Origin of the sequence: Delftia sp. JD2 (assembly GCF_001682645.1) — a bacterium.
GTDB lineage: Bacteria > Pseudomonadota > Gammaproteobacteria > Burkholderiales > Burkholderiaceae_C > Comamonas > Comamonas acidovorans.
Window position 1 is genome coordinate 25,099 of sequence record NZ_LFJT01000031.1, and the last position, 23,235, is coordinate 48,333.

The following is a 23,235-nucleotide window of genomic DNA, read 5'->3' on the forward strand; positions in this document are numbered from 1 at the left end:
TTCTTGCGGGCGCAGCCTCACAGGAGCCACGATGACCGCAGCCACCACCCCCGTCCTCCAGAGCCAGCCGCTGGGCCCGCTGTGGCCCACCATGGACCCTTTCCTGTTCTGTGCCCACCATGACGATGCCTATCCGCCCAGCGATGGCCGCCTGGGCGTGCAGGCCGTGGACCTGGAGGGCCGCCAGATGGGCAGCGACTTCAGCCGCAAGGACGGCTTTTCCATGTACCACGGCGATGGCGTGCCGGGCTTTCCCGGCCACCCGCACCGCGGCTTCGAGACCGTGACCCTGGTGCGCAAGGGCCTGATCGACCATTCCGATTCGCTGGGCGCGGCCGCGCGCTTTGGCGGGGGCGACGTGCAGTGGCTGACGGCCGGCAAGGGAATCCAGCATTCGGAGATGTTTCCTCTGCTCAACAGCGACGCGGCCAATCCGCTGGAACTGTTCCAGATCTGGCTGAACCTGCCTGCGCGCTCCAAGATGGTGGAGCCGCACTTCACCATGTTCTGGAACGAGCGCATCCCGCGCCTGGAGCACGCAGACGACGCAGGCCGCAGGACCGTGGTCACCGTGGTGGCAGGCAGCCTGCCCGGCACGGCGGCCGCCCTGCCGCCGCCGCCCGAATCCTGGGCCTCGCAACCCGAGGGCGATGTGGCCATCTGGACGCTGCGCCTGGAGCCCGGCGCGCGCTGGACGTTGCCGCGCGCGGCCGGTGCGGACACGCAGCGCATGCTGTATTTCTTTGCAGGCCAGGCACTGCAGGTCGGGCCCACGGCGCTGGCACAGCATGCGGCCCTGCATGTGGATGCCACGCAGGACTGGGAGCTGCACAACAGCGGCGCCGACGTCGTGGAATGCCTGGTGCTGCAGGGCCGCCCCATTGGCGAGAGCGTGGCGCAGTACGGCCCCTTCGTGATGAACACGCAGCAGGAAATCATGCAGGCCATGCAGGACTACCGGCGCACCCAGTTCGGCGGGTGGCCCTGGGCCGAGCAGGACCCGGTGCATGGCGCAGAGAGCCGGCGCTTTGCGCGCTACCCGGGCGCTGCGGCCGAGGAGCAGCCGCCGGCCGCCTGAGTCCGGTCAGGCCGCGTCAGGTCGCGTCAGGTCGCGTCTGCGGGTGGATGAAAGCTGGCCGGCGCGGGCGTGCGCCCCAGCTCCTTGAGGATCTTCAGCGTGATGGCCATGCCGGTGTTGCCTGCGGGCACGCCGGCATAGACGGCGGTCTGCAGCAGCACTTCGCGGATGGTGTCCAGATCCAGCGGCGCGGCCTCGGCGTCGGCCGGGTCGGCCAGCAGGCCCGTGCGGATGTGCAGCTCGAACTCTTCCCAGCGGCCCATGGAGGCCGTGATGGCCAGCACCATGATGCGGCGCGTGCGGCGCTCCAGGCCGGGGCGGCTCCAGATGCCGTCCCAGGCATAGGCCGTGATCATGCGCTGGAACTCCACATTCAGTTCGTTGGCGCGCGCCACGGATTGGTCCACCCATTCATCGCCCAGCACGCGGCGGCGGTTGGCAAGGCCGCGCTGCAGGGCGTCGGCGGAAGGTTCGGTCATGGCGGGGGTTCCTGTGTCAAGCATGGGAATGGGCATTGGCGTGGGTCTGCGGCGCTGCCAGCAGCGCCAGGCACGCATCATGCGATGCCTGCACGGCGCGTGCCGGGTCGCAGGCCCGGGCCAGCGCATCTTGCAGCGCCTGCAGGGCCGCTGCGTCCAGCCGGGGCGCGGCCCATTCCGCCAGCAGCAGGCGCAGCTCGCGCCTCTGCTCCAGCGCCTGCGGGGCCAGCAGCTCCACGGCGGCCAGGGCCTCGGGCTTGCCCGTCCAGGGTGCCATGGCGTGCACGCAGGCCTCTGAAAACACCAGTCCGTGCAGGCCCCGCACATGGCCCAGCATGCGCTGCGGATGCACCTGCAGCGACTGCGCGGCCTGGCGCAATGCGGCGGCGGCGCCATGCACATGGCGCCACAGGTCGGGCCAGTGCGCGACCTCGGCCTGCCACTCGCCCAGCGCGCGCTCATGGGCCTGGGCCATGCAGCCCAGCAGCAGGGCCGCAAGCTGGGGCACGGCCTGGGCCTGTGCCACCGCCTGCATCAGGTGCACGGGATTGCGCTTGTGCGGCATGGCGCTGGAGGTGCTGCCGCGCGGCGCCTCGCTGACCTCGCCCACCTCGTACTGCGCCATCAGCGACCAGTCCTTGGCCAGCTTGGCCAGGCTGCCGCCGCATACGGCGGCCTCCATGGCCAGGCGCATCCAGTCGTCGCGCTGGGTATGCCAGCTGCGGCCGCAGGCCGACAGGCCCAGGCGCCGGGCCAGTGCCTGCTCCACCTCGGCACGGCGGTTTCCCAGCACGGCGCCATTGCCCACGGCGCCGCCCAATTGCACGCACAGCGCAGCGGTGGCAAGCCTTTCGAGCTGTTCGATGCTGCGCCCCACGGCGGCAGCCGACTGCGCGCACTTGAAGCCGAAGCTGGTGATCTGCGCGGGCTGCAGCAGGCTGCGCGCCAGCATGGGCGTGGCCGCGTGCGTGCGAGCCAGGGCCTGCAGTGCGGACTGCAGCGCGCCCAGCTCGGCCAGCAGCGCCTGCAGGGCCTGCTGCGTGAGCAGGGCCTGCGCCGTGTCCACGGCGTCCTGCGTGGTCGCGCCCCAGTGCAGCCAGGGCAGGCCTTCCGGGGCGTGGGCCTGCAGCCACTGCTGCAGCGGCCGCATCACGGCCAGGCCCAGCGCGCCGCTGGCGCGCGCCTGCTCCACCACGCCTTCGCACGTGAGCGGCGCCTGCGCGCAGGCGCGCGCAATGGCCTCGGCGGCCGGGCGCGGCACCAGGCCGCAGTCGGCCTGGGCCTGGGCCAGCGCGCTCTCGAAGCGCAGCAGCGCGTCCAGCCAGCGCGCGTCTGCAAACCAGTGGCCGCTGTCGGCCGGGCCCAGATAGTCCTTCACCAATGACATGCTGTCCTTGCCGGTCTCAGGCCGTGGCGCCCGAGGCCTTGATCACGGCGGCCCACTTGGCGCTCTCCACCTGGATGCGGGCCGCGTACTGCGCGCCATCGCCCAGCAGCGGCACGGCGCCCTCGATGCCCAGGCGCGACTGGAAGGACTCGGCAGACGCCACCTTGAGGATGTCGCGCCCCAGCGCGCGCACCGTCTCGGCAGGCGTGCCCCTGGGCGCGAGGATGCCGTAGGTCAGCGAGCTCTCGAAGTCGGCCAGCGCACGCACGCCGGACTCGGCCACCGTGGGCACGTCGGGCAGCTGGGGCTGGCGTTTGGCGCCGGTCACGGCCAGGGCGCGCAGCTTGCCGGCCTTCACCAGGGCCATGGCCGCGGGAATCACGCCAAAGCTGAAGTCCACATTGCCGCCCACCAGGTCGGTCAGCGACGGTGCCGTGCCCTTGTACGGCACGTGGATGGCCTTGGCGCCCAGCGCGTGGGCGAACATCTCGCCCGTCAGGTGGCCGCCCGTGCCCGAGCCGCTGGAGGCGTAGTTCATCTCGCCGCTGCGCTTGCGCATCTGCTCGGCCAGATCGGCCACGCTGCGCGCAGGCGAGGAAGCCGGCACCACCAGCAGCAGGGCCGACGAGGCGAACATGGCCACCGGCTGCAGATCGGTGGCCGCATTGAACTTGAGGCCCGGATACAGCGAGGGATTGATGGACACCGTGCCCGTGTGGCCCAGCAGCCAGGTGCTGCCGTCGCCGGCCGAGCGCACCACGGCTTCCGTGCCCAGGTTGCCGCCCGCGCCGGCCTTGTTCTCCACGATCATCCCGTAGCCGAAGGACTCGTTGAGGCCATGCGCCATCTGCCGCGCAAACACATCGTTGCCGCCGCCCGGCGCAAACGGCACCACCAGGCGGCTGCCGCGCTTTTGGGCCCAGGCCGGCAGCGCACAGGCGGCCAGCGCGGCGGCGGCGGTGGACAGCCACATCCGGCGCGGCAAAGAGGTCTGAGAGGCTTGAGAGGTTTGAGAGGTTTGAGAGGTGGGCCGGGAATCCATGCGTCTGTCTCCTGAAATAGTCGTTGTCACGCAGTGTGGTGCAGCGCAGCCTGGGAAAACAGCAGTTGCATCTGCGTTGTGATTCAAGAAAATGTGTGAAATGGACGTGAGATACATACACAATTTCTTGAGAGTGGTGGACACCGGCTCCATGTCCGAAGCCGCTCGCCAGCTGGATCTGAGCCCCTCGGCCATTGCCCAGCAGATGCGCGTGCTGGAGGGCGAGCTGGGTGCGCCGCTGCTGGTGCGCCATGGCCGCAGCGTGCGCGCCACCGAGGCGGGCGAGCGGCTGTTCGAGCGTGGCCGCCAATTGCTGCAGGACTTCGAGGGCCTGCGCGAATGGGTGGCCTCGGACGCGGACGGCGGCGAGCTGCGGCTGGGCACCGTGAACACGGCGCTGCACGGCTTTGTGCCCGCCGTGATGCGGGCCTTCGTGGCGCGCCACGCCGAGGTGCGCATCAGCGTGCGCGCCGGCCTCACGCCCGAGCTGTACACGGCCCTGGTCCAGTCCGAGCTGGACGTGCTGATCTGCCTGCAACCCTCATTCGACCTGCCCAAGACCGTGTGCTGGGCCGAGCTGCGCCAGGAGCCTTTGGTCGTGCTGTGCCGCGCCCGGGATGCGCAGCAGGACCCGCTGGCCCTGCTGCGCACCCGGCCCCTGGTGCGCTACGACCGCTCCCTGGCCGGTGGCCGGCTGGCCGACCGCTACCTGCGCGCCCAGGGCATTGCGCCGCTGGAGCGCATGGAGCTGAACTCGGTGCTGGCCGTGGCCATGATGGTGGACCAGGGCCTGGGCGTGGGCCTGGTGCCCGACATCGGCCCCGTGCTCTCCCAGGGCCGCGACGTGCGCGTGCTGGCGCTGCCCGAGCAGGGCGCCGCTGCGGACGGCGCCGGCTCCCGCCCCGCCGATGCGCGCAAGGTGGGCCTGCTGTGGCTCAACACCTCGGCCCGCGCGCGCTGGGCGCGCAGCCTGCTCGAATGCGCGCGCGAGTGCCTGGCTTGAGGTCGGGCGGCCGGTGAACCCACGGCCGCGACGCTGGAATGCCCCAGGTCGCCGACAATGGCAGCTTTGCGCGGCGCGCCTTCTGCGCTGCGGTTTTCCAAGGCCTTTGCCATGAACATCACCAAAGACACCGCCGTCACCATCAACTACAAGATCACCGACAAGCTGGGCAAACTGCTCGACAAGGGCGACGTGGCCTATCTGCACGGCGGCTACGACAACATCTTCGCCAAGGTGGAAGCCGCCCTGGACGGCAAGGCCGTGGGCGACACGCTGACCGTGGACCTGGCCGTGGAAGACGCCTTCGGCGCGCGCGACGAGAGCCTGACGCGCACCATTCCCAAGGGCGAGTTCCCGCCCGGCGTGAAGGTCGGCGGCCAGCTGCGCGGCACCGATGACCAGGGCCAGCCCCAGATCTTCCACGTGGTCAAGATCAAGGGCCCCGTGGTGCTGCTGGACGGCAACCACCCGCTGGCCGGCATGGCGCTGCACTTTGCCTGCAAGGTGACGGAAGTGCGCGCGGCCAAGCCCGAGGAAATCGAGCACCGCCACGTGCACGGCGGCCACGGCCACCACCATTGAGAGGCAGGGCCGGGATTACACCCGGTCCGCACGGCTCCGCAAAGCACAAAGGCCGCCTGGCATGCCCGGCGGCCTTTGTGCTTTCCGACTAGACCGCCTCCAGCGCCAGCAGCGCCGTGGCGGTGTTGGAGATCGGTATGTGGTAGTTGCCGTGCACGCGGCGCACGCCGGGCGCAGCCGCGGACAGGGCGCCGCGCATGGCCAGCCACATCAGCAGTTCCACGCCCTGGGTGCCGGTCTTTTCCACCAGTTCATGCACGCTGAACTGCGTGGCCCATTCGGGATTGGTGGCCATGCTTTCAAGGAACTGCAGGTCGAAGGCCTTGTTGATGAAGCCCGCGCGCTCGCCATCGAGCTGGTGCGACAGGCCTCCTGAGGCAATGACGGCCACGCGCTGGTCGCTGTTCCAGCGCGCGATGGCCCGGCCCACGGCCTGGCCCAGCGCATAGCAGCGGCGTGCCGAGGGCAGCGGGAACTGCACGGTGTTGATGCACACCGGCACGACGGCCACAGGGCAGTCGCCCTCGGGCCAGAACAGCTTGAGCGGCAGCGTGCAGGCGTGGTCCACCAGCATCCCCTGGCAGCTGACCACGTCGAAGTCCTCGCCCACCAGGGACTCGATCAGGTGCCATGACAGCTCCGTGTGGCCGCGCAGCGGTGCCAGCGTGGGAATGCCCCAGCCTTCGTCGGCGTTGCAGTAGCGCTCGGCCGCGCCCACGGCGAAGGTGGGCATCTTGTCGAGGAAGAAGTTCAGGCCGTGGTCGTTGTAGAACATCACCACCACGTCGGGGCGCTGGGCGGACAGCCATTCGCGGATGGGCGGGAAGCCGTCGAAGAAGGGCTTCCAGTAGGGCTCGTTCTGCAGGCCCCTGTGGATGGCGTTGCCGATGGCGGGAATGTGCGAGGTGCCGAGGCCGCCGATGAGATGTGCCATGGTGGGTGTCTCCTGTGCTGTGTCTTGCGTGTGGTCTGCGGCGGGGCTCAGGCGTGCGAGCGCAGCAGGGCCTGGAACTCGGCCTTGGTCATGCCGGTCTGCTGGGCGCCTATGTCCTGCATGTCCAGATGGAAGATGCCGGCCAGCTTGGCCAGGTAGTAGGCGTTGCCGCCGGCCGCGATCATCTGCAGCACGTTGCGCGCGCGCACGGCATCGGCCTGCTCCTGGTTCAGCCCGTAGCTGCGCATATAGGCCTCCTCGTCGGCCAGGAAGGCCTGGCGGTTGGCCAGCTCGTTGAAGGAAAAGCACATGCTGTTGAGCGCATAGCCCTTGCGGGCCTGACTGCCGTCGAACAGGGTGGTGCCGGGAATCTGCGGCTGATCGGCCATGTTTTGTCTCCGGTATTTGCGTTGGATCAGCGGCAGTGTCCGGTCCGCGTTGCCAAAGATAAAGCGGCGGCCAATCATGGAATGCATGAGACAAATCGATGGATCGCAGCTCGATGGCAGGCTGCTGCAACTGCTGCTGGCCGTGCTGGAGACGGGCAGCGTCACGGCGGCGGCGCAGCGCCTGGGCGTGACGCAATCGGCCGTCAGCCATCTGCTGGACAAGCTGCGCGCCATCACGGGCGACCGATTGTTCGTGCGGCAGGGGCGGGGCATTGCGCCCACGGCCCATGCACTGGCGCTGCAGGACCCGGCGCGCGAGCTGCTGCGGCAGATGCAGCAGTTCGGCCAGGGGCCCAGCTTTGACCCCGCGCACTGGCGTGCCGAGATCACCATTGCCGCCAACGACCTGCAGCGCGAACTGCTGCTGCCCGCGCTGGCCCGGCGCCTGCGCACGCAAGCGCCCGCAGCCATGCTGCGCGTGATCGACAGCGGCGCGCCGGATGCCGAACTGCTGCGCTCGGATGCCTGCCTGCTGGCCATCAGCCCGCGCCCGCCCGATGCCACGGACATCGTGCAAAAGCGCCTGTTCAGCGATGAGTACGCAGTCTTCTATGACAGCGCCATGCGACAGCCGCCGGCCAGCCTGGCCGACTATCTGCAGGCCGACCACGCCACCGTGGCCTATGCCGACCGCCAGGCGCTGGACCTGGACCTGCAACTGCAGGCGCGCGGGCTGGAGCGCCGCTTTGCCGTGCGCGTGCCGGGCTTTGCGGCGCTGGCCGCCTTTGTGCGCGGCACGCCGCTGCTGGCGACGGCGCCGTCGCTGCTGGGACGCACGGCCCTGTCATCGCTGGCCAGCTTTGCCGTACCCGTGGACTGTCCGCCGCTGCCCATGTTCATGATCTGGCACGCGCGCCACCAGGCCGATCCCGCCCATGCGTGGCTGCGCGGGCAGTTGCAGCAGGTGGTGGCGCAGGCGCTTGGCGGCGCCGGGCCGTCAATGCCTGCGAAGCAAGGCGCGGCGCAGCAGGCGCGCGGCGCGGTTGCGGATCTGGAAGGGGCTGTGGCTCACGGCGGGGCTCACGCGGGCGCGTGAGCAGGCAGCCAGGAAGTCGCGCAGCAGCACGCTGTCATCCAGCGTGCTGGTGTCCGGGTTGCGGAACTGGAATTCGGGGTGCCACTGCGTGGCGGCGATATAGCTCTTGAGCGTGCCGGGCTTGCGGAAGATGGCCTCGGGAATGCGGTCGGGCAGGCTCCAGGCCTCCACATCGAACTCGGGCGCCACGTCCTTGATGCCCTGGTGGTGGATGCTGTTCACGCGTGCGCGGTCCAGCGTGGGGTACAGCGCCTCCAGCCGGCTGCCGGGCACGATGGCGATGTCGTGGTAGTGGCGGTCGTACTCGGTGGGATTGCGGTGCAGCTGCGAGCCGGGCACCTGGGTCTCGATGTCCTGGTAGAGCGTTCCGCCGAAGGCCACGTTGATCAGCTGCAGACCGCGGCAGACGCCGAAGATGGGCTTGCCGGCCTGGGAAAACGCCTCGACCACGGCCAGGTCGTAGAGGTCGCGCACGCGGTCGCCCAGCCATTCGGGGCGCATGGGCTCCTCGCCATAGCTGCCGGGCCAGACATCGGCGCCGCCGTGCATGACCACGCCGTCCAGCCACTCGGCATAGTGCTCCAGCGTCACGTCGCCGCGCGCGGTCTCTCCTGTGGGGCAGGGCACCATCACCACCATGGCGCCGGCCGACATGATCCAGTGCGCTATCGATTGCTCCACGTACTGCAGCGTCTTGCCCGTGAAAAGCGGACGCTGCGGGTCCGCATGGGAGAAACAGGCCGAAAGGCCGATCTTGAGGCGGCGTGAGGCAAGTGGGCTCATGGGGTGGTGGGCAAGGGGAAAGTCCTGATGACCACGTTGTAAGCCCAATCGTGCCTGCGACCTGTAGGAAGGGGTTGAACGCCCGCGACCGGCGCAGGGCCATCACTGCAAATAGGTGTAGGCGAATGCAAGAGTTGTCTTGAGGCATCTCAAGCTTTTTCGGTCCATGCGTGCAGGCGCCCCGCCCGCGGGTGTAGCCTGTAGGCAGGGGTTGGGGCTGCGGATGCTGCAGCGCGAAAAACCTGACGACGCAGGGTGCGACTTGCTGTGCAGGCAGCCCGCATGGCGTTACGATGGATTCGCCAGTTCATCAATGGCCCCGACAACCCCGCCGCGCCGGTGGTGCGGCTTTTGGCGACTAGGAGGATATGCATGCAAGTTCAGGTTCATGCCGACGATTCGATCCAGGGTGGCGAGTCCTTGGCGCAATGGGCGCAGGAAGAGATCAACGCCAAGCTGGCGAGATTCAAGGACTACGTGGTACGCGTGGAGGTTTTCCTCACCGGCGTCGATGCGCTCAAGACCTCCGGCGCTCCCGGCAAGCGCTGCGTTCTGGAGACCCGGGCCAATGGCCGCCCGCCGATCGCCGTGAACGCCGAGGCTGAAAAGGTCAAGGATGCCTTCAACGCGGCCATTGAAAAGCTGAAGCGGGCCGTGGAGACCGACCTGGGCAAGCTCAAGGACAAGAACGGCCGCGAGAGCGTTCGCGGCGTGGAAGATGGCACCGAGGTGGATGCGGCCAGCCCGGCCTGACCCTCGAAATTCCCGCAACACAAACGGCAAGGCGCCCCATTGGGGCGCCTTTTTGTTGGGCAGGGCCATGGCTGCAGGTCGATCGCCGCAGCAAGCGTGTTCAGCGCGAGGCGCGCAGCACCACGCCGTCCAGCGAAGGCGCATGCAGCGGCGCCAGGGGCGAAGCCAGCGGCGGTCCGAAGCGGCGCGCCGCAGTGGCGGGCTGCCGGGTCTCGGCCTCCCACTGCGCGCGGGCCTCGGCGATTTCCTCTCCCGTGCGCGCCACGAAGTTCCACCACAGCAAGATGGCTTCATCCATGGGCTCGCCGCCAATGACCAGCAGGCGGCTGCCGGGCGCCGCTTCGATGGCGACCGAGGGCGTGCCCAGGGGCAGGTAGAGCAATTCCTCCACCGGCAGCGGCTGGCCGTTCACGCGCACGTCGCCTTCCAGGCTGAGCACGGCATGCTCGAAATCGGCGCGCAGCGGCAACGTGGCGACGGCATTGGCGCTGCGTGCGCTGTCCGCATGCAGGTCCACGCTCATCAGGGGCGTGTGCACCTCGGCGGGCGACGTCAGGCCCAGCGCCTCGCCGGCCAGCACCGTGGCCGTGAAGTCCCCCACCGTGGTCCTGGGCAGCTCGGGGTAGTGCTGGAAGCGCGGCGGACCGTTGCGGTGCGACTCGGGCAGCGCAATCCACAGCTGCGCGGCGTGGATGTGCGAGGGCGTCTGGCTTTCCTCGGAATGGGCGATGCCGTGGCCGGCCGTCATCAGGTTGACCTGGCCGGGGCGGATGATCTGGGTGTGGCCCAGGCTGTCGCGGTGCAGCACTTCGCCGCGGATCATCCAGGTGAAGGTCTGCAGGCCGATGTGCGGATGCGGGCCGACCTGCATGCCCGGTGGCGCGGGGTCGGCAGGACCGGCGTGGTCGAGAAAGCACCAGGCGCCGACCTTGCGCAGGGCGCGCTGGGGAATGGCGCGCTGGATGGGAATGCCGCCCACATCGGCGGTGCGGGTGGGCAGGTGCTGGGGTTGGGTCTGGGGCTGGGACGTGTCGGACATGGTCGGATCGGCCTGTTTCGTGGGGGAAGCCACCAGTGTCGTGCAGCGCGGCGCAGCAGGCAAACGCGGCTCGCATCGATTGGGCCTGTTCGCTGACAGCGCGTTCTCAGGAACATTGTTTACATTCGAAGAACGGACCGGCGCCCGCCATTTTGGCGGGCGCCGGCCTCACTCTTACAGGAGAAAACGCCATGAATACATCCGTACAGACGCAAGCCGAAGCCGCTGAAGAGGCGGTCCAGAGCGCCGTGGAAGTCCAGCGATTCCCCGAGAAGTTCGAAGCCACGGTCACCGGCAATGTGCAGCACCGGGTAGGCGACGGCCCCCTGGAAGACATTCCGCGTGGCACCCGTGTGCAGGTGGCCACGGCCATCGGAAGCTATGTGCTGTCCTGGACCCAGGACGAGCAGCCGATCACCGTGTCGCTGGCCAAGCGCGAGTTCGAGCTCTATGTCGATACCGGGGAGATCGAGGTCAGCCAAGCCTGACGCCGGCCATGTCCCCATCCACTCCAAAAGCCCTGCGGCCTGACAGCTGCAGGGCTTTTTGCATGGTGGCCCGGCCCGCGCTCAGGCCGGCAGCTGCAGCGCGGTCTGGATGTGCACCTCGCCGGCCAGCAGCTTGTGCACGGGGCAGGCCTCGGCCACCTGCAGCAGGCGCTGGCGCTGCTCGTCGTCCAGCGCGCCTTGCAGCGTGATCTGGCGCTCGATCAGGTTGCCGCTGGCGGGCGTGCCTTCGGGGTTCAGGCGCAGTTGCACGTCCACCTGCTCCAGCTTCCACTGCTTGCGCGCCGCGTACATCTGCAGCGTGACCGTGGTGCAGGCGCCCAGGGCCGACAGCAGCAGCTGCAGCGGGTTGGGCGCCGTGTCGCCGCCGCCCTTGTCCGCCGGTTCGTCCACATGCCAGCGGTGGCCTTGGGGGTCGCCAAGCGTGACGCGATAGGGGGTGTCCGTGCTGGTGGCGTGGGCGCTGTGGATCATGGAAGGTCCTTTGTCCTGGGGTGTCGCAAGAGGGGTGGGAGAGGCAACGGACGACTCTACGCCTGCTTCGCGTCCGCTGCCTGGGGCCGGTGCTTCATGCGCAGCGGGATTTTGAGGTAGTGCACGCCATTGGCCTCGGCCGCAGGCCAATGGCCTGCGTGCATGTTGACCTGGATGGCGGGCAGCAGCAGGGCGGGCGCGGACAGCGTGGCGTCTCGCTGGTTGCGCATGGCCACGAAGCTTGCCTCGTCCACGCCCGTGTGCACATGCACATTGCCGGCGCGTTGCGCGTCCACCGTGGTTTCCCAGGCATGGCGGTCGCGGCCCGGCGCCTTGTAGTCATGGCACATGAACAACCGCGTTGCGGGCGGCAGGGCCAGCAGGCGCTGGATGGAGCGGAACAGCGTGCCCGCATCGCCGCCGGGGAAGTCGGCGCGCGCCGTGCCGTAGTCGGGCATGAACAGCGTGTCGCCCACGAAGACCGCGTCCGCGATGCGGTAGGACACGCAGGCCGGCGTATGGCCGGGCGTGTGCATCACCTCGATGCGCAGCCCGCCCAGCGGCAGGCTGTCGCCGTCGGCCAGCAGCCGGTCGAAGGGCTGGTCGCCGCCGGACGCGGGCAGGTTGAAGACGGGGCGGAAGATGCGCTGCACCTCGCGGATGTGCTCGCCCACGGCAATCGGGGCGCCCGTGCGCTCGCGCAGGTACGGGGCTGCGCTGAGGTGATCGGCATGGGCATGGGTTTCCAGAATCCAGCGCACTCGCAGGCCCTGGGCCTGCGCGGCGTCCAGCACGGCATCGGCCGAGCCGGTGTGGGCCTGGCCGCTGGCGTGGTCGTAGTCGAGCACGGGGTCGATGACGGCGGCCTCGGCCGTGTCCGCGTCCCAGGCCAGGTAGGTCACGGTGTGGGTGTTGGCGTCGAAGAACGGTGCAATGCGCAGCGGCGATGTCATGAGGGCACTCCTGGTTCGATGGCTCGTGTGCAGCCTGTCGGCAATTATATTAGAATTTGCTAAATTAGATTGTTCTTGATCAACCATGACCGAACCGACGCTCTCTCCCGAACAGGCCTTTTTGCAGCAGGGCGCTGCACGTGCCGCCGCGCTGCTGCGCGCCGTGGGCAACGAGAGGCGCCTGCTGGTGCTGTGCCTGCTGATCGAGCATGGCGAGCTTTCCGTGGGTGAATTGCTGCAGCAGATCCCGCTGAGCCAGTCGGCCCTGTCCCAGCATCTGGCCCGCATGCGCGAAGAGGGTCTGGTCGCCTACCGCCGCGAGTCGCAGACGCTGTACTACCGCATCGCCAATCCCGATGTGCAAAAGCTGGTGGCCACGCTCAAGAGCATCTTCTGCGCCTGAAATCCTCTGTTCCCAAGGAGCTGATCCATGTCCCTTTCCTCCGTCTCCTCCCAAGCCGCCCGCCAGATGCAGGAGCAGGGCGCCTGGCTCATCGACATCCGCGCGCCGGACGAACATGCGCGCGAACGCATAGGCGGCGCCCGCAGCATGCCCATGGACCGCCTGGCGGCGGGGGGCCTTGCCGGCGCGCCCGCCGCCGTGGTCTTTCACTGCCGCTCCGGCCACCGCACGCGCCTCAACGCCCAGGCCCTGGCGGCAGCCTTGCCGCCCGGCTGTGCCGGCCATGTGCTCGACGGCGGCCTGGACGCCTGGAAGGCACAAGGCCTGCCCGTGCTGCGCGACAGCCGCCAGCCGCTGGAGCTGCAGCGCCAGGTGCAACTGGGTGCGGGCGGGCTGGCGCTGCTGGGCGCCGTGCTCGGCGCCACGGTGTCCCCGTGGTGGCACCTGCTGTCGGCCTTCGTGGGCTGCGGCCTGATCGTGGCCGGTGCCACGGGCTTTTGCGGATTGGCGCGCGTTCTGATGAAGGCGCCCTGGAACCGGCGCGCCCTGGGGCAGTGACGGCGCCTGCACTGAATCCAGCCTGACGCCTGATGTCCGACCCCCAAGTTCCCCTGTTCAGGGGACTGTGGAGAACCCCGGACGGCAGTACGATAGCTGTATGACATCTGTTTACGCTCAACGCCGCGCACGCTTGGCCGCCCAGTTGGGCGCTGGCGGCATCGCCATCATTCCCACCGCTCCCGAGCGCCAGCGCAACCGGGACACCGGCTACCTGTACCGCCACGACAGCTACTTCTACTACCTGACCGGCTTTGCCGAGCCCAATGCCTGCCTGGTGCTGGCCGCCGACGGCACCAGCGTGCTGTTCTGCCAGCCCAAGGACCTGGAGCGCGAAATCTGGGACGGCATCCGCCTGGGCCCCGAGGCCGCCGTGGCCACGCTGGGCGTGAGCCAGGCGTTCTCCAGCGCCGAGATCGATACGCGCCTGCCCCGCCTGCTGGAGAACCGGGGCCGCCTCTGGTATCCGTTCGCCACGCATGAAGGCCTGGCCGTGCGCGTGGAAGGCTGGCTGGGCCAGGTGCGCGCGCGCGTGCGCTTCGGCGCGCTGTGCCCGGCCGAGCAGGGCGACCTGTGCACGCTGCTGGACGAGATGCGCCTGGTCAAGGACGCGCATGAGCAGGACATCATGCGCCGCGCCGCCGCCATCAGCGCCCAGGCCCATATCCGCGCCATGCAGCGCTCGGCACGCATGCTGCGCGCAGGCCAGGAGGTGCGCGAATACCACCTCGACGCCGAACTGCTGCATGAATTCCGCCAGCAGGGCTCGCAGTACGTGGCCTACGGCTCCATCGTGGCGGCCGGCGCCAACGCCTGCGTGCTGCACTACCAGGCCGACAAGGCGCCCGTGCATGCGGGCGAGCTGGTGCTGATCGACGCGGGCTGCGAGCTCGACGGCTACGCCAGCGACATCACGCGCACCTTCCCCGCCGATGGCCGCTTCACCGGCCCGCAGCGCGCGCTCTACGAGCTGGTGCTGGACAGCCAGAAGGCCGCCGTGGCGGCCACGCGGGCCGGCGCGCGTTTCAACGATCCGCACGACGCCACCGTGGCCGTGCTGGCGCAGGGCATGCTGGACCTGGGCCTGCTGGACAGAAAGGTCTATGGCAACGCCCAGGACGTGATCGAGCAGCGCGCCTTCTTCCAGTTCTACATGCACCGCACGGGCCACTGGCTGGGCATGGACGTGCACGACTGCGGCAGCTATGTGGAGCCTTCGGAGCTGGGTCAGTCGCACGAGCGCAAGGACCCGCTGTCGGGCGAGACCATCACCAACCGCCCCAGCCGCATCCTGCGCCCGGGAATGTGCACCACCATCGAGCCGGGCATCTACGTGCGCCCTGCGGCCGGCGTGCCCGAGCAGTTCCACAACATCGGCATCCGCATCGAGGACGATGCCATCGTCACCGAGACGGGCTGCGAGCTGATCACGCGCGGCGTGCCCGTGGAGCCCGACGAGATAGAAGCCTTGATGCGTGACTGACAACGCCAGCCTGCCCACCACCGGCCCCGTGTCCACCCTCATGCCCGCCCCATCGGCCTATGTCCCGCCCGCGTTGCCACGGCTGAGTTGGCGCATCTTCACGGTGCTCTGGCTGCTGGGCCTGCCCGGCGTGGCGGCCATGGCCTGGTTCGTGCTGCCCGACTGGATGCGCCTGCTGGGCCTGCCTGTGGAGCCGCTGGCCACGCCGCTCGCCGGCATTGGCGTGATGGCCGCGCTGCTGGCCCTGCCCGTGGGCGTCGGGGTGTGGCTGGGGCCAAGGCTGGGCCTGTCCGCACCGCTGCTGACCACCTGGGTGGCCGGGCGTTCGCCCCAGCGCGCCGTGCGCTACCTCACGTTGCCGGGGCTGGCCGGCGGCGTGGTCGGCGCGGCCTGGCTGGTGACCCTGGCCCTGGCCTGGCCCGACGACCTGACCCTGATCGACCCCGTCTACGCCATGCCGCTGGGCGCCAAGATCCTGTACGCGGGCATCACGGCCGAGCTGGTGATGCGCCTGGGCGGCATGACGCTGGTGATGTGGCTGCTGTGGCGGCTGAGCGGGCGCACCGATCGCCGCCCGGGCTGGATGCTGGGCTGGTGGTCGGTGATGCTGTCGGCCCTGCTCTGGGGCTTGCTGCAGCTGGCGCTGGCCTGGGGTACCTGGGGCGGCCTGTCGGACGCGCTGGTGCTGCAGCTGCTGCTGTTCGAAATCGTCCACGGCGCCGTGGGCGGCTTCCTGTTCTGGCGCTATGGCCTGGAGGCGGCCATGGTGGCCCATGCGATCACCTATCTGCTCTCGCACGGGCTGGTGTGACTCTAGCCAAACCTCAGCGAGCCGAACAAGCCTTCGGTCTCATCCTTGGGGCCGGCCGCGAAGTACAGGGCATTGCTGTCGCCCAGGGCCACACCGTTGCCGAACTGCAGCGCCCACAGGCCGGGTATGGCGACCGGGCGATCCTGGCCATCGCGCAGTTCGTCCACGTAGCTGCCGCTGTCCAGGTCAAAGGCGCAGATGCGGCCCGCGCCGCCGAAGTTGCCCACCAGCAACCGGCCCGATAGCGGCCCGAAGTCGGGCGGTGCGATGGCCACGCCCCAGGGCGCGTTGAGCCTGCCATCGTCTGAATAGATCCGCTGCAGGCGGCCGTCCAGATCGAACTCGGCCAGCTTGCCGCGCGCGGGGCGGTTGCCGGTTGCAGCCTCGCGCTCTGCATCCATGGCATCTTCCTCACCCGCGAAGAAGGCGCTGGCGTCCTCGGGGTCGGGCTGGCTCATGGCGTAGAGCACGAAGACGCGGTCTCTTGAGCCGTCGTTGACAACCTGGATGTTGAACGGCACGGGATCGCCAGGTCTGGCAACGCCGGCAGGGCCGCTGGCGAAGGGGTTGACGAAGCCCTGGGTGGGGGTGAGCTGCCACTGCGCGTCCAGTGTGCGGATCTGAGGCTGGTCGCCGAAATCGGCCAGCCACAGACGGTCCCAGCGGCCCGTATGCAGGGCCGCGCCGAAGAAGGCCATGCCTCGGCCCGTGCCATCGAAGACCTCGACGGCTGGGCCGTCCACGCGCACGATGGCGCCCGTCTCGGCGTCGCGCTCGGTCCAGGCGCTGACGCTGCCGCTGTCGGTCACGAAGACGAAGCGCGCCGCGCCGTCGAGCAGGCGCCCGCCTGCGGGCTGGCTGCGCACGCGGAACAGGTGGGATTCCAGGGGCGCGCCGTGGTAGACCACGCCAGTGACCTTGCCTGCGCTGCCGTCGTCGATCCGGGAGTCCGACTGGGGCACGGCCACCTTGCGAAGGCCGTCCTGGCGCAGTGTGCGCAGGCTTGGCTCGGACGAGCGCGAGACGTCACCCAGGTATTGCCAGGAAGTGCCACCGCCGCCAATCCAGAAATGGCCGCCTGCGCCGGCCGGGCGGATGGCAATGCCCCAGCCGTTGACGAAGTCGGGTTCCGTGAAGAGCGCGCCGTAGCCGGCATGGCTGGCGAGCAGGGGTGTCTGGAGGTAGCGGTTGGCGGGTGCGCCGCCGCTGCAGGCGGTCAGCGCCGAGGAGGCGAGGGCGCTCAGAACAAAATGTCGCCGGTCGAGCATGTTGGATTTTCTGGTGGCATGGCAAAGCGGTGGACGGGTTGGCTGAGCATGCGAAACCAAGGGGCACCGGATGTTCTGGCTGCTGCCTGCGAACCCGGGGGGGCGCAGATATGAACAGGCGATGCTAGAGAGGGGCCGCCTGCCGGGTCAATGCGGCCCCGTCTGATTTTGCAGAGCGATGCAGGAGGACTCAGCGCAGCTGCCTGCGCAGAATCTTTCCGGTCACTGTCTTGGGCAGTTCCTCGCGCAGCTCGACGATGCGCGGCACCTTGTAGGCGGCCATGTGTGCCTTGCAATGGGCGATGAGTTCCTCGGGCGCGGCCTGCCGGCCCGCTTTCAGCGAGACCACGGCCTTGACGGTCTCGCCCCGGTAGTCGTCTGGCACGCCGATGACGGCGGCCTCGCGCACGGCGGGGTGGGTGTAGAGCACGTCCTCGACTTCGCGCGGCCAGACCTTGTAGCCGGCGGCGTTGATCATGTCCTTCTTGCGGTCCACCAGGTAGAACCAGCCGCGCTCGTCCATGAAGCCCACGTCGCCCGTGCGCAGTCCGCCCTCGAACATGGCGTCGGCCGTGGCTTCGGGCAGGTTCCAGTAGCCGGACATGATCTGCGGGCCGGCCGAGACGATCTCGCCGATCTCGCCCGGCGCGGCCTCGCGGTGCTGGTCGTCGATGATGCGCACCACCGTGCCATAGACCGGCACGCCGATGGACAGCGCACCCGATGCCGGGTCCACCGGCGCCCGCGCGCCCAGCGGCACGAAGTGCGTGGGCGAGCAGGTCTCGGTCATGCCGAAGGCGTTGTGGATGACCAGGCCCGACAGCTGCTCGAAGGCCTGGATCACGGCCGGCGCAATGGGCGCGCCGCCCGAGTACAAGGCCTTGAAGCTGCGGAAATCTTCGCGCGAGACGCCCGGGTGGTTCATCAGCGCCACGAAGGCGGTGATGGCGCCGATGGTGAAGCTGGGTCGGTGCTCGCGCATGGATTCGAGCATGGTCTCGGGATGGAAGCGGTGGCTGAGCACCAGCGGGCAGGGCACCAGCAGGGCCAGGGCCACATGGCCGACCAGGCCGGTGATGTGGAACAGCGGCGCCAGGCCCAGCACGCTGTCGTCCGCCGTGATGCCTATCCAGTCGCGGTAGGTCTGGGCGTTGAAGGCCAGGTTGCCATGCGTGTTCATGGCGCCCTTGGGCTGGCCCGTGGTGCCCGATGTGTAGGTGATCACGGCCGTATCGCCCGCCGCGGGCCGGCGCGCCAGCGGCGCGGGCTGGCCGCCGGCCTGCACCAGCGCAAGCAGGTCCAGCGTGCCATCGGCCACGGGCAGGCGCGGACCGTCGCCGAGCACGCGCGCATCGCCGCGCGTCTGCCAGTCCAGCGCCGATGTGGTGACCACGGTGGCCAGCGGCAGGCCGCCGGCCGCATGCACTTGGCGGGCCACGTCCAGGTACAGCTGGTCCAGGCACAGCAGGGCCTGGGCGCCCGCGTTGTGCAGGATGTAGTGCAGCTCGCGCTGCCGGTTCATGGGATTGACCGGCACGGCGATGCCGCCCAGCTTCCAGGCCGCCACCAAGCCGATGACGAAGGCCGGATTGTTCTGCGTATAGAGGGCCAGCCGGTCGCCGGCCGCAAAGCCCCGCGCCTGCAGCGCATGGGCCAGCGCGCTGGCGGCCTGGTCGAGTTCGCGCAGGTTCAGTCCGCCGTCGAAGTAGCGCACGATGGCGCAGCCGGGTGCCGCAGCCAGCGAGGCTTCGAACAGGTCGAGCATGCTGCTGAACTGCGGCCGCATCTCGGCCGGCTGGCCCGGCGCGTAAAGGCCCAGCCAGGGCCTGTCGTGCGATGGGGCTGCGCTCATTTGATCACCACGGGATTGACGGGCGAGCCCGTGGCGCGGTGGATCTTCAGCGGCGCGGCCACGTACAGAAAGGTGTAGCGGCCGTCGTGCGCGCAGCTGTCTGCCAGGGCCTCCAGGTCGCAGATCTCGGTCAGCGTCACGCCCAGGTTGCGCATCAGCGCGCAGTGCAGCGGCAGGGCCACGCCGTGCACGGGGTCCATGGTGACTTCGTTGGCGATGGTGTCGGTGACCAGGTTGGGGATCTCCATCGCATGGAACCAGTCCACGAGTTCGGGCGAGTAGGTCAGGCCGGGCTCGCAGAAGTCGTTGTAGAAGCTCGCCTGGTCTTCGTAGAAGCCCGACAGGAAATTGGTGCGCACGATCAGGATGTCGTGCTTTTCTATGGTGTGTCCCTGGGCCTTGGCGCAGGCCATCAGGTCTTCGTGCGTGAAGGTCTCGGCACGCTCCAGCGCTGCCTTGCCGCGGTGGCGCGCCATGTCCAGCAGCACGCCGCGCCCCACGATGCCGCGCGCGCCCAGCGCCTCCACGCTGGCCTTGTCCAGCCCGCCGATGGTGGTGCGTGCGTCATAGCCATTCCAGATGCGCCCGCCGTACCAGACATGGCCCAGCGCGTCGTACTGGGTCGATCCCTGCAGGAAGGCGTCCAGCTTGTCATCGGCATAGTGCAGGCCGCCGGGGAACCGGGGTGCATCGGGGCCGTCCCAGCTGGACTCGTCAAACACCATGGTGCGCTCGGCCGGTGTGCGGCCGGGCCAGACCGGATCGCCGCGCGGGTCGCCGATCAGGCGCTGCAGCGTGAAGGTCTCGCCCGAGCGGATGTGGGACACGCCGCGCAGCACCTCGGCGGGCGTGAGGAAGTTCAGCGCCCCGACCTCGTCGTCGGGTCCCCAGCGGCCCCAGTTGCTGGGGGCGTTCCTGAGCAGATCCTCCATCAGCGGGGCGTCGTCGTGCGTGTGTCCATGGTCGTGGGCATGTCCCATGTCTGTCTCCTGTCGTTGGTTTGTCGAACAAGGCGCGCAGGGCATTCAAACGCCAGGAGGGGCGCGAGGCTGTCGCGGGTTCGACACGCGGGCGGCAGGCATTGCGAACGTCCCGGGCAAAACTGCTTTCACAGGCGGCAGGCATGGCGGCGTGCCTGCGCCGGCGATGCTGCGCTGCAGCATCAAAACCCATAGCGGCAAAGGCCAGGCGCCACAGTGCTTTGCGATGCGCTGCGTGCCGCGCCTGCGCGATCTGCGGGGTGCCTGGGGCCTGGCTTTCAGCCCCTGGCCACATGCCGGAATGTTGCCTTCATGTAACCGCATTCGTGTGAGAATTGAAACCCGATTACAAACCCTGAGCGAGAGACATTCCATGCAAGTCCGCCGTGCCACCAAGATCGTCGCCACCCTGGGCCCCGCTTCCAGCGACCCGCAACTGCTGGAACAGATGGTGCGTGAAGGCGTCAACGTGGTGCGCCTGAATTTCAGCCACGGCAAGGCGCAGGACCACATCGACCGCGCCACCATGGTGCGCGAGGCGGCCCAGCGCGCAGGCCGCGAGGTGGCCATCATGGCCGACCTGCAGGGCCCCAAGATCCGCGTCGGCAAGTTCGCCGAAGGCAAGGTCATGCTGGAGCCCGGCGCGCGCTTCGTGCTCGACGCATCGCGCACCGCGCCCGGCGACCTGGGCGGCGTGGGCCTTGACTACAAGGAGCTGCCGCGCGACGTGAAGCCCGGCGATGTGCTGCTGCTCAACGACGGCCTGATCGTGCTCACCGTGGACCATGTGCGCGGCGACGAGGTGCACACCACCGTCAAGCTGGGCGGCGAGCTGTCCAACAACAAGGGCATCAACAAGCAGGGCGGCGGCCTGACGGCCCCGGCGCTGACGGCCAAGGACATGGAGGACATCAAGACCGCCATGAGCTTCCAGGCCGACTACGTGGCCGTGAGCTTTCCCAAGAACGCCACCGACATGGAGATGGCGCGCCAGCTGTGCAACGTGGCTGCGGCCCAGTACGGCCACAAGCCCGGCCTGATCGCCAAGATCGAGCGCGCCGAGGCCATTCCGCGCCTGGAAGAGATCCTGCATGTCTCCGACGGCATCATGGTCGCCCGTGGCGATCTGGCCGTGGAAGTGGGCAACGCGGCCGTGCCCGCGCTGCAAAAGAAGATGATCCGCATGGCGCGCGACATGGACAAGTTCGTGATCACCGCCACGCAGATGATGGAGAGCATGATCACCAACCCCGTGCCCACGCGCGCCGAGGTCAGCGACGTGGCCAACGCCGTGCTGGACGGCACGGACGCCGTCATGCTCAGCGCCGAGACCGCCGCCGGCAAGTACCCGCTGGAGACCGTGCAGGAAATGGCCAAGATCTGCGCCGCCGCAGAAGCCGCCGAAGATCCGGACAGCGATGCCGAGTTCACCGGCCGCCAGTTCTCGCGCATCGACCAGTCGATCGCCATCGGCGCGCTGTTCACGGCCCACCACCTGGGTGCCAAGGCCATCGTCGCCATGACGGACAGCGGCTCCACCGCGCTGTGGATGAGCCGCCACCGCATCCACATCCCCATCTACGCGCTCACGCCCAAGATCTCCACGCAGCGCAAGATGGCCATGTACCGCAATGTGCGCCCCCTGCTCATGGACACCAGCGCCGACCGCGACACCGCGCTGGACCAGGCCGAAGGCCATCTGCGCGCGCGCAACATCGTGCAAAGCGGCGATGTCTACGCCATCACTTGCGGCGAGCCCATGGGCCAGCCCGGTGGCACCAACATGCTGAAGATATGTCGTGTGAACTAACCCCCTGAGGCGCTTCGCGCCTTCCCCCTCTCGCTACGCGGGGGGGACGACACCCTCGCGGCGGGGCGGCCCTTGCTCGGTGCCCCTCGTTTTGGGGAGCGCCAGTTTTATGTGCGGTGCGCTATGCCTTCGCCATGGTCTATTGGGGCCTGCCTGAGTGGGTTCGTGCGTTGTAGGGCAGCAGGTTGGGCATGACGGCAAGGCGGCGCCACAGCGCGGCATGCCAGACCAGGGTGGCGCTGCAGATGCCCACGATGGCACCGCCGACCACATCGGACGGGAAGTGCACGCCCAGGTGCACGCGGCTCCAGGCCATGCCCAGGGCCAGCGACCAGGCTGACACCATGACCCAGCGACGGTGGCGCGTGCAGCCCAGGGTTAGCGCCTGGGCCAGGGCAAAGGCGCCCGTGGCGTGCATGCTCGGGAAGCTGGACCGCAGCGCGTGTTCCACCCATTGCACGCCCATGCCCAGCTGGGCAGGACGCGGCGCCGGAAAGCCCCAGCGGATCAGCCGCGCCACGGCCCAGGCGGCCAGCATGGACAGCAGGGCCAGCACCAGGGTGCGGCGCAGGGCGGGCGAGCCGCGCAGCAGCCCGGCCATCACAGGAAGGGCGCACAGCGAGGGAAGCCAGGACGAGATGGCGCGCGCCGCCTCGATCGAGATGGCGGGCGTTTGCGCGTTGGCGTTCAGCAGCGTGAACAGGGCGGGGTCCAGGGGCAGCATGGCAATGCTCGATCAGGGTGCGGAAGGCGGAAGGCTGGCGGCGGGCCACAGGGAGTCAGGCGCGCTGTCCCGGGTGCGCAGCGTACGCGTGACCGCCAGGTCGAAGAGCCAGCCCGCCGTCCAGCACAGCCAGCCGGTCCACAGCGTGTGGCTCATGAAATGGGCGCCGCGCACCTGCTGGGCCAGGCCCATCGACAGGCCTGCGGCCAGCGAGACGGCCAGCCAGATCCAGGCTGCGCGCGGTGCATGGCGGCGCAGCGCGAAATAGCCGGCCAGAAAGGCAAAGCCCGCCGAGGCATGGCCTGCGGGAAAGCAGCGGCCCGGGCCGCCATCGGCCAGGCCCAGCGACCAGTGCGAGACATGGCGCGCCACGCCGCCGAACTCGGCCAGGTCCCAAGGGCAGCTGGTCGCGCTGGTGTACTTGAGCAGCGAGATCAGGGCCAGCGACAGCAAGATGCCCGCCACCAGCTGCACGCGCCGCCCATGGGGCAGCAGGCGCAGCGGGCCCACGGGCCGCCAGACGCACAGCGTCAGGCCCAGCACCACCAGCCAGGCCAGGCGGCGTGCGCTTTCGTGGGCGATGTTCACGAAGAACCAGTCCGAACGCAGCGCAAAGCCATCGGCGTCGCCAAACCAGCGGGCCATGGCCAGGTCCAGGGCGCTGGCATCCCAGGCCAGGACCACGGCCAGCGCCGCCAGGGTCCACAGCAGGGTGCTTTTGAAGGAGGGGCCCTGCGCGGGGGCTGCGGAGAAATCTCGGGGTTCAGGTGTCGGCATGGCCGGCAGCATGAGAAGCGCGGCTTAAACCCGTCTTAACGCATGCCTCGGCGTGCGGCCATCGTCTGGCA

General features: G+C 69.1%; 25 protein-coding genes. 11 read left to right on the forward strand and 14 right to left on the reverse strand.

The features are described 5' to 3' along the window. Positions 1–31: 31 nt before the first annotated feature. Positions 32–1,078, forward strand: a complete 1,047-nt coding sequence (locus ACM14_RS17410) for a pirin family protein (protein WP_065346852.1) — start codon at positions 32–34, stop codon at positions 1,076–1,078. Between the two features lie 26 nt (positions 1,079–1,104). Here the strand turns inward: ACM14_RS17410 and ACM14_RS17415 are convergent, their stop codons facing one another. Genes ACM14_RS17415 through ACM14_RS17425 form a run of 3 tightly spaced genes read right to left on the reverse strand, consistent with a single transcriptional unit; the run spans position 1,105 to position 3,986 of the window. Then, positions 1,105–1,557, reverse strand: a complete 453-nt coding sequence (locus tag ACM14_RS17415; protein WP_065346853.1) for a carboxymuconolactone decarboxylase family protein — start codon at positions 1,555–1,557, stop codon at positions 1,105–1,107. Positions 1,558–1,573: 16 nt separating this feature from the next. Next, the gene (locus ACM14_RS17420) at positions 1,574–2,944 is read right to left on the reverse strand and encodes a lyase family protein (protein WP_065346854.1); all 1,371 of its coding nucleotides are present in this window, start codon (positions 2,942–2,944) and stop codon (positions 1,574–1,576) included. Positions 2,945–2,960: 16 nt separating this feature from the next. Further along, a complete protein-coding gene (locus ACM14_RS17425; protein ID WP_065346855.1) occupies positions 2,961–3,986 on the reverse strand; it encodes a tripartite tricarboxylate transporter substrate binding protein in 1,026 nt (341 codons plus the stop codon). Between the two features lie 100 nt (positions 3,987–4,086). Here ACM14_RS17425 and ACM14_RS17430 point away from each other — a divergent pair, with 100 nt between their 5' ends. Next, positions 4,087–4,989 (forward strand): LysR family transcriptional regulator, encoded by a 903-nt coding sequence (locus ACM14_RS17430; RefSeq protein WP_043825400.1) that lies wholly within the window; start codon positions 4,087–4,089, stop codon positions 4,987–4,989. A gap of 111 nt (positions 4,990–5,100) precedes the next feature. Next, positions 5,101–5,571, forward strand: coding sequence for a peptidylprolyl isomerase (locus ACM14_RS17435; protein WP_065346877.1), 471 nt, complete (start codon positions 5,101–5,103; stop codon positions 5,569–5,571). An 88-nt stretch (positions 5,572–5,659) separates the two neighbouring features. On the opposite strand, the gene ACM14_RS17440 is transcribed toward ACM14_RS17435, so the two are convergent. Then, the gene (locus tag ACM14_RS17440) at positions 5,660–6,505 is read right to left on the reverse strand and encodes a class III extradiol dioxygenase family protein (protein WP_065346856.1); all 846 of its coding nucleotides are present in this window, start codon (positions 6,503–6,505) and stop codon (positions 5,660–5,662) included. Between the two features lie 47 nt (positions 6,506–6,552). Next, positions 6,553–6,894 carry a protocatechuate 4,5-dioxygenase subunit alpha gene (locus ACM14_RS17445; protein WP_065346878.1) on the reverse strand — a complete coding sequence of 114 codons (342 nt, stop codon included), beginning with the start codon at positions 6,892–6,894 and terminating at the stop codon, positions 6,553–6,555. Positions 6,895–6,970: 76 nt separating this feature from the next. Here ACM14_RS17445 and ACM14_RS17450 point away from each other — a divergent pair, with 76 nt between their 5' ends. Next, positions 6,971–7,990: a LysR family transcriptional regulator gene (locus ACM14_RS17450; protein WP_065346857.1), complete on the forward strand. Its 1,020-nt coding sequence runs from the start codon at positions 6,971–6,973 to the stop codon at positions 7,988–7,990. On the opposite strand, the gene ACM14_RS30775 is transcribed toward ACM14_RS17450, so the two are convergent. Continuing rightward, a complete protein-coding gene (locus tag ACM14_RS30775; RefSeq protein WP_012202849.1) occupies positions 7,892–8,773 on the reverse strand; it encodes a gamma-glutamyl-gamma-aminobutyrate hydrolase family protein in 882 nt (293 codons plus the stop codon). The genes ACM14_RS17450 and ACM14_RS30775 overlap by 99 nt on opposite strands. 372 nt (positions 8,774–9,145) lie before the next feature. Here ACM14_RS30775 and ACM14_RS17460 point away from each other — a divergent pair, with 372 nt between their 5' ends. Beyond that, a complete protein-coding gene (locus tag ACM14_RS17460; protein WP_012202850.1) occupies positions 9,146–9,526 on the forward strand; it encodes an HPF/RaiA family ribosome-associated protein in 381 nt (126 codons plus the stop codon). 100 nt (positions 9,527–9,626) lie between these two features. Here the strand turns inward: ACM14_RS17460 and ACM14_RS17465 are convergent, their stop codons facing one another. Then, the gene (locus tag ACM14_RS17465; RefSeq protein ID WP_065346859.1) at positions 9,627–10,565 is read right to left on the reverse strand and encodes a pirin family protein; all 939 of its coding nucleotides are present in this window, start codon (positions 10,563–10,565) and stop codon (positions 9,627–9,629) included. Between the two features lie 191 nt (positions 10,566–10,756). Here ACM14_RS17465 and ACM14_RS17470 point away from each other — a divergent pair, with 191 nt between their 5' ends. Then, a complete protein-coding gene (locus ACM14_RS17470) occupies positions 10,757–11,053 on the forward strand; it encodes a hypothetical protein (RefSeq protein ID WP_012202852.1) in 297 nt (98 codons plus the stop codon). 81 nt (positions 11,054–11,134) lie between these two features. On the opposite strand, the gene ACM14_RS17475 is transcribed toward ACM14_RS17470, so the two are convergent. Continuing rightward, positions 11,135–11,545, reverse strand: a complete 411-nt coding sequence (locus tag ACM14_RS17475) for an OsmC family protein (protein ID WP_065346860.1) — start codon at positions 11,543–11,545, stop codon at positions 11,135–11,137. Positions 11,546–11,601: 56 nt separating this feature from the next. Beyond that, positions 11,602–12,498 carry an MBL fold metallo-hydrolase gene (locus ACM14_RS17480; RefSeq protein WP_065346861.1) on the reverse strand — a complete coding sequence of 299 codons (897 nt, stop codon included), beginning with the start codon at positions 12,496–12,498 and terminating at the stop codon, positions 11,602–11,604. A gap of 85 nt (positions 12,499–12,583) precedes the next feature. Between ACM14_RS17480 and ACM14_RS17485 the strand changes: the two genes are divergently transcribed. The 4 genes from ACM14_RS17485 to ACM14_RS17500 all read left to right on the forward strand — a co-directional run bounded on the left by ACM14_RS17485 (position 12,584) and on the right by ACM14_RS17500 (position 15,753). Continuing rightward, the gene (locus ACM14_RS17485; protein ID WP_012202855.1) at positions 12,584–12,901 is read left to right on the forward strand and encodes a helix-turn-helix transcriptional regulator; all 318 of its coding nucleotides are present in this window, start codon (positions 12,584–12,586) and stop codon (positions 12,899–12,901) included. A gap of 27 nt (positions 12,902–12,928) precedes the next feature. Beyond that, on the forward strand, positions 12,929–13,459 hold the full coding sequence (locus tag ACM14_RS17490; protein WP_034389843.1) for a rhodanese family protein: 531 nt from the start codon (positions 12,929–12,931) through the stop codon (positions 13,457–13,459). Positions 13,460–13,559: 100 nt separating this feature from the next. After that, positions 13,560–14,942 carry an aminopeptidase P N-terminal domain-containing protein gene (locus tag ACM14_RS17495; protein ID WP_012202857.1) on the forward strand — a complete coding sequence of 461 codons (1,383 nt, stop codon included), beginning with the start codon at positions 13,560–13,562 and terminating at the stop codon, positions 14,940–14,942. Next, positions 14,935–15,753 carry an abortive infection protein gene (locus tag ACM14_RS17500; RefSeq protein WP_065346862.1) on the forward strand — a complete coding sequence of 273 codons (819 nt, stop codon included), beginning with the start codon at positions 14,935–14,937 and terminating at the stop codon, positions 15,751–15,753. The genes ACM14_RS17495 and ACM14_RS17500 overlap by 8 nt, the downstream gene beginning before the upstream one ends. Positions 15,754–15,755: 2 nt before the next feature. Here ACM14_RS17500 and ACM14_RS17505 read toward each other — a convergent pair whose 3' ends face one another. The 3 genes from ACM14_RS17505 to ACM14_RS17515 form a co-directional block, all read right to left on the reverse strand. After that, positions 15,756–17,021, reverse strand: a complete 1,266-nt coding sequence (locus ACM14_RS17505) for a TIGR03118 family protein (RefSeq protein ID WP_065346863.1) — start codon at positions 17,019–17,021, stop codon at positions 15,756–15,758. A 190-nt stretch (positions 17,022–17,211) separates the two neighbouring features. After that, entirely contained in the window at positions 17,212–18,873 is a 1,662-nt protein-coding gene (locus ACM14_RS17510) for an AMP-binding protein (protein ID WP_065346864.1), read from the reverse strand. Next, the gene (locus tag ACM14_RS17515) at positions 18,870–19,853 is read right to left on the reverse strand and encodes a cyclase family protein (protein WP_065346865.1); all 984 of its coding nucleotides are present in this window, start codon (positions 19,851–19,853) and stop codon (positions 18,870–18,872) included. The genes ACM14_RS17510 and ACM14_RS17515 overlap by 4 nt, the downstream gene beginning before the upstream one ends. Positions 19,854–20,226: 373 nt before the next feature. On the opposite strand from ACM14_RS17515, the gene pyk reads away from it, so the two are divergent. Next, positions 20,227–21,663, forward strand: a complete 1,437-nt coding sequence (gene pyk / locus ACM14_RS17520; protein WP_012202862.1) for a pyruvate kinase — start codon at positions 20,227–20,229, stop codon at positions 21,661–21,663. A gap of 139 nt (positions 21,664–21,802) precedes the next feature. On the opposite strand, the gene ACM14_RS17525 is transcribed toward pyk, so the two are convergent. Further along, on the reverse strand, positions 21,803–22,387 hold the full coding sequence (locus ACM14_RS17525) for a phosphatase PAP2 family protein (RefSeq protein ID WP_065346866.1): 585 nt from the start codon (positions 22,385–22,387) through the stop codon (positions 21,803–21,805). Positions 22,388–22,399: 12 nt separating this feature from the next. Then, the gene (locus tag ACM14_RS17530; protein WP_065346867.1) at positions 22,400–23,176 is read right to left on the reverse strand and encodes a phosphatase PAP2 family protein; all 777 of its coding nucleotides are present in this window, start codon (positions 23,174–23,176) and stop codon (positions 22,400–22,402) included. Between the last annotated feature and the right edge of the window lie 59 nt (positions 23,177–23,235).

Coding starts and splice junctions, on each gene's coding strand:
- ACM14_RS17425 (WP_065346855.1), bottom strand. CDS start 3,986: ATGGATTCCCGGCCCACCTCTCAAACCTCTCAAACCTCTCAAGCCTCT.
- ACM14_RS30775 (WP_012202849.1), bottom strand. CDS start 8,773: ATGAGCCCACTTGCCTCACGCCGCCTCAAGATCGGCCTTTCGGCCTGT.
- ACM14_RS17410 (WP_065346852.1), top strand. CDS start 32: ATGACCGCAGCCACCACCCCCGTCCTCCAGAGCCAGCCGCTGGGCCCG.
- ACM14_RS17415 (WP_065346853.1), bottom strand. CDS start 1,557: ATGACCGAACCTTCCGCCGACGCCCTGCAGCGCGGCCTTGCCAACCGC.
- ACM14_RS17450 (WP_065346857.1), top strand. CDS start 6,971: ATGGAATGCATGAGACAAATCGATGGATCGCAGCTCGATGGCAGGCTG.
- ACM14_RS17480 (WP_065346861.1), bottom strand. CDS start 12,498: ATGACATCGCCGCTGCGCATTGCACCGTTCTTCGACGCCAACACCCAC.
- ACM14_RS17505 (WP_065346863.1), bottom strand. CDS start 17,021: ATGCTCGACCGGCGACATTTTGTTCTGAGCGCCCTCGCCTCCTCGGCG.
- ACM14_RS17485 (WP_012202855.1), top strand. CDS start 12,584: ATGACCGAACCGACGCTCTCTCCCGAACAGGCCTTTTTGCAGCAGGGC.
- pyk (WP_012202862.1), top strand. CDS start 20,227: ATGCAAGTCCGCCGTGCCACCAAGATCGTCGCCACCCTGGGCCCCGCT.
- ACM14_RS17490 (WP_034389843.1), top strand. CDS start 12,929: ATGTCCCTTTCCTCCGTCTCCTCCCAAGCCGCCCGCCAGATGCAGGAG.
- ACM14_RS17460 (WP_012202850.1), top strand. CDS start 9,146: ATGCAAGTTCAGGTTCATGCCGACGATTCGATCCAGGGTGGCGAGTCC.
- ACM14_RS17475 (WP_065346860.1), bottom strand. CDS start 11,545: ATGATCCACAGCGCCCACGCCACCAGCACGGACACCCCCTATCGCGTC.
- ACM14_RS17465 (WP_065346859.1), bottom strand. CDS start 10,565: ATGTCCGACACGTCCCAGCCCCAGACCCAACCCCAGCACCTGCCCACC.
- ACM14_RS17525 (WP_065346866.1), bottom strand. CDS start 22,387: ATGCTGCCCCTGGACCCCGCCCTGTTCACGCTGCTGAACGCCAACGCG.
- ACM14_RS17430 (WP_043825400.1), top strand. CDS start 4,087: ATGGACGTGAGATACATACACAATTTCTTGAGAGTGGTGGACACCGGC.
- ACM14_RS17510 (WP_065346864.1), bottom strand. CDS start 18,873: ATGAGCGCAGCCCCATCGCACGACAGGCCCTGGCTGGGCCTTTACGCG.
- ACM14_RS17440 (WP_065346856.1), bottom strand. CDS start 6,505: ATGGCACATCTCATCGGCGGCCTCGGCACCTCGCACATTCCCGCCATC.
- ACM14_RS17530 (WP_065346867.1), bottom strand. CDS start 23,176: ATGCTGCCGGCCATGCCGACACCTGAACCCCGAGATTTCTCCGCAGCC.
- ACM14_RS17435 (WP_065346877.1), top strand. CDS start 5,101: ATGAACATCACCAAAGACACCGCCGTCACCATCAACTACAAGATCACC.
- ACM14_RS17420 (WP_065346854.1), bottom strand. CDS start 2,944: ATGTCATTGGTGAAGGACTATCTGGGCCCGGCCGACAGCGGCCACTGG.
- ACM14_RS17515 (WP_065346865.1), bottom strand. CDS start 19,853: ATGGGACATGCCCACGACCATGGACACACGCACGACGACGCCCCGCTG.
- ACM14_RS17495 (WP_012202857.1), top strand. CDS start 13,560: ATGACATCTGTTTACGCTCAACGCCGCGCACGCTTGGCCGCCCAGTTG.
- ACM14_RS17470 (WP_012202852.1), top strand. CDS start 10,757: ATGAATACATCCGTACAGACGCAAGCCGAAGCCGCTGAAGAGGCGGTC.
- ACM14_RS17445 (WP_065346878.1), bottom strand. CDS start 6,894: ATGGCCGATCAGCCGCAGATTCCCGGCACCACCCTGTTCGACGGCAGT.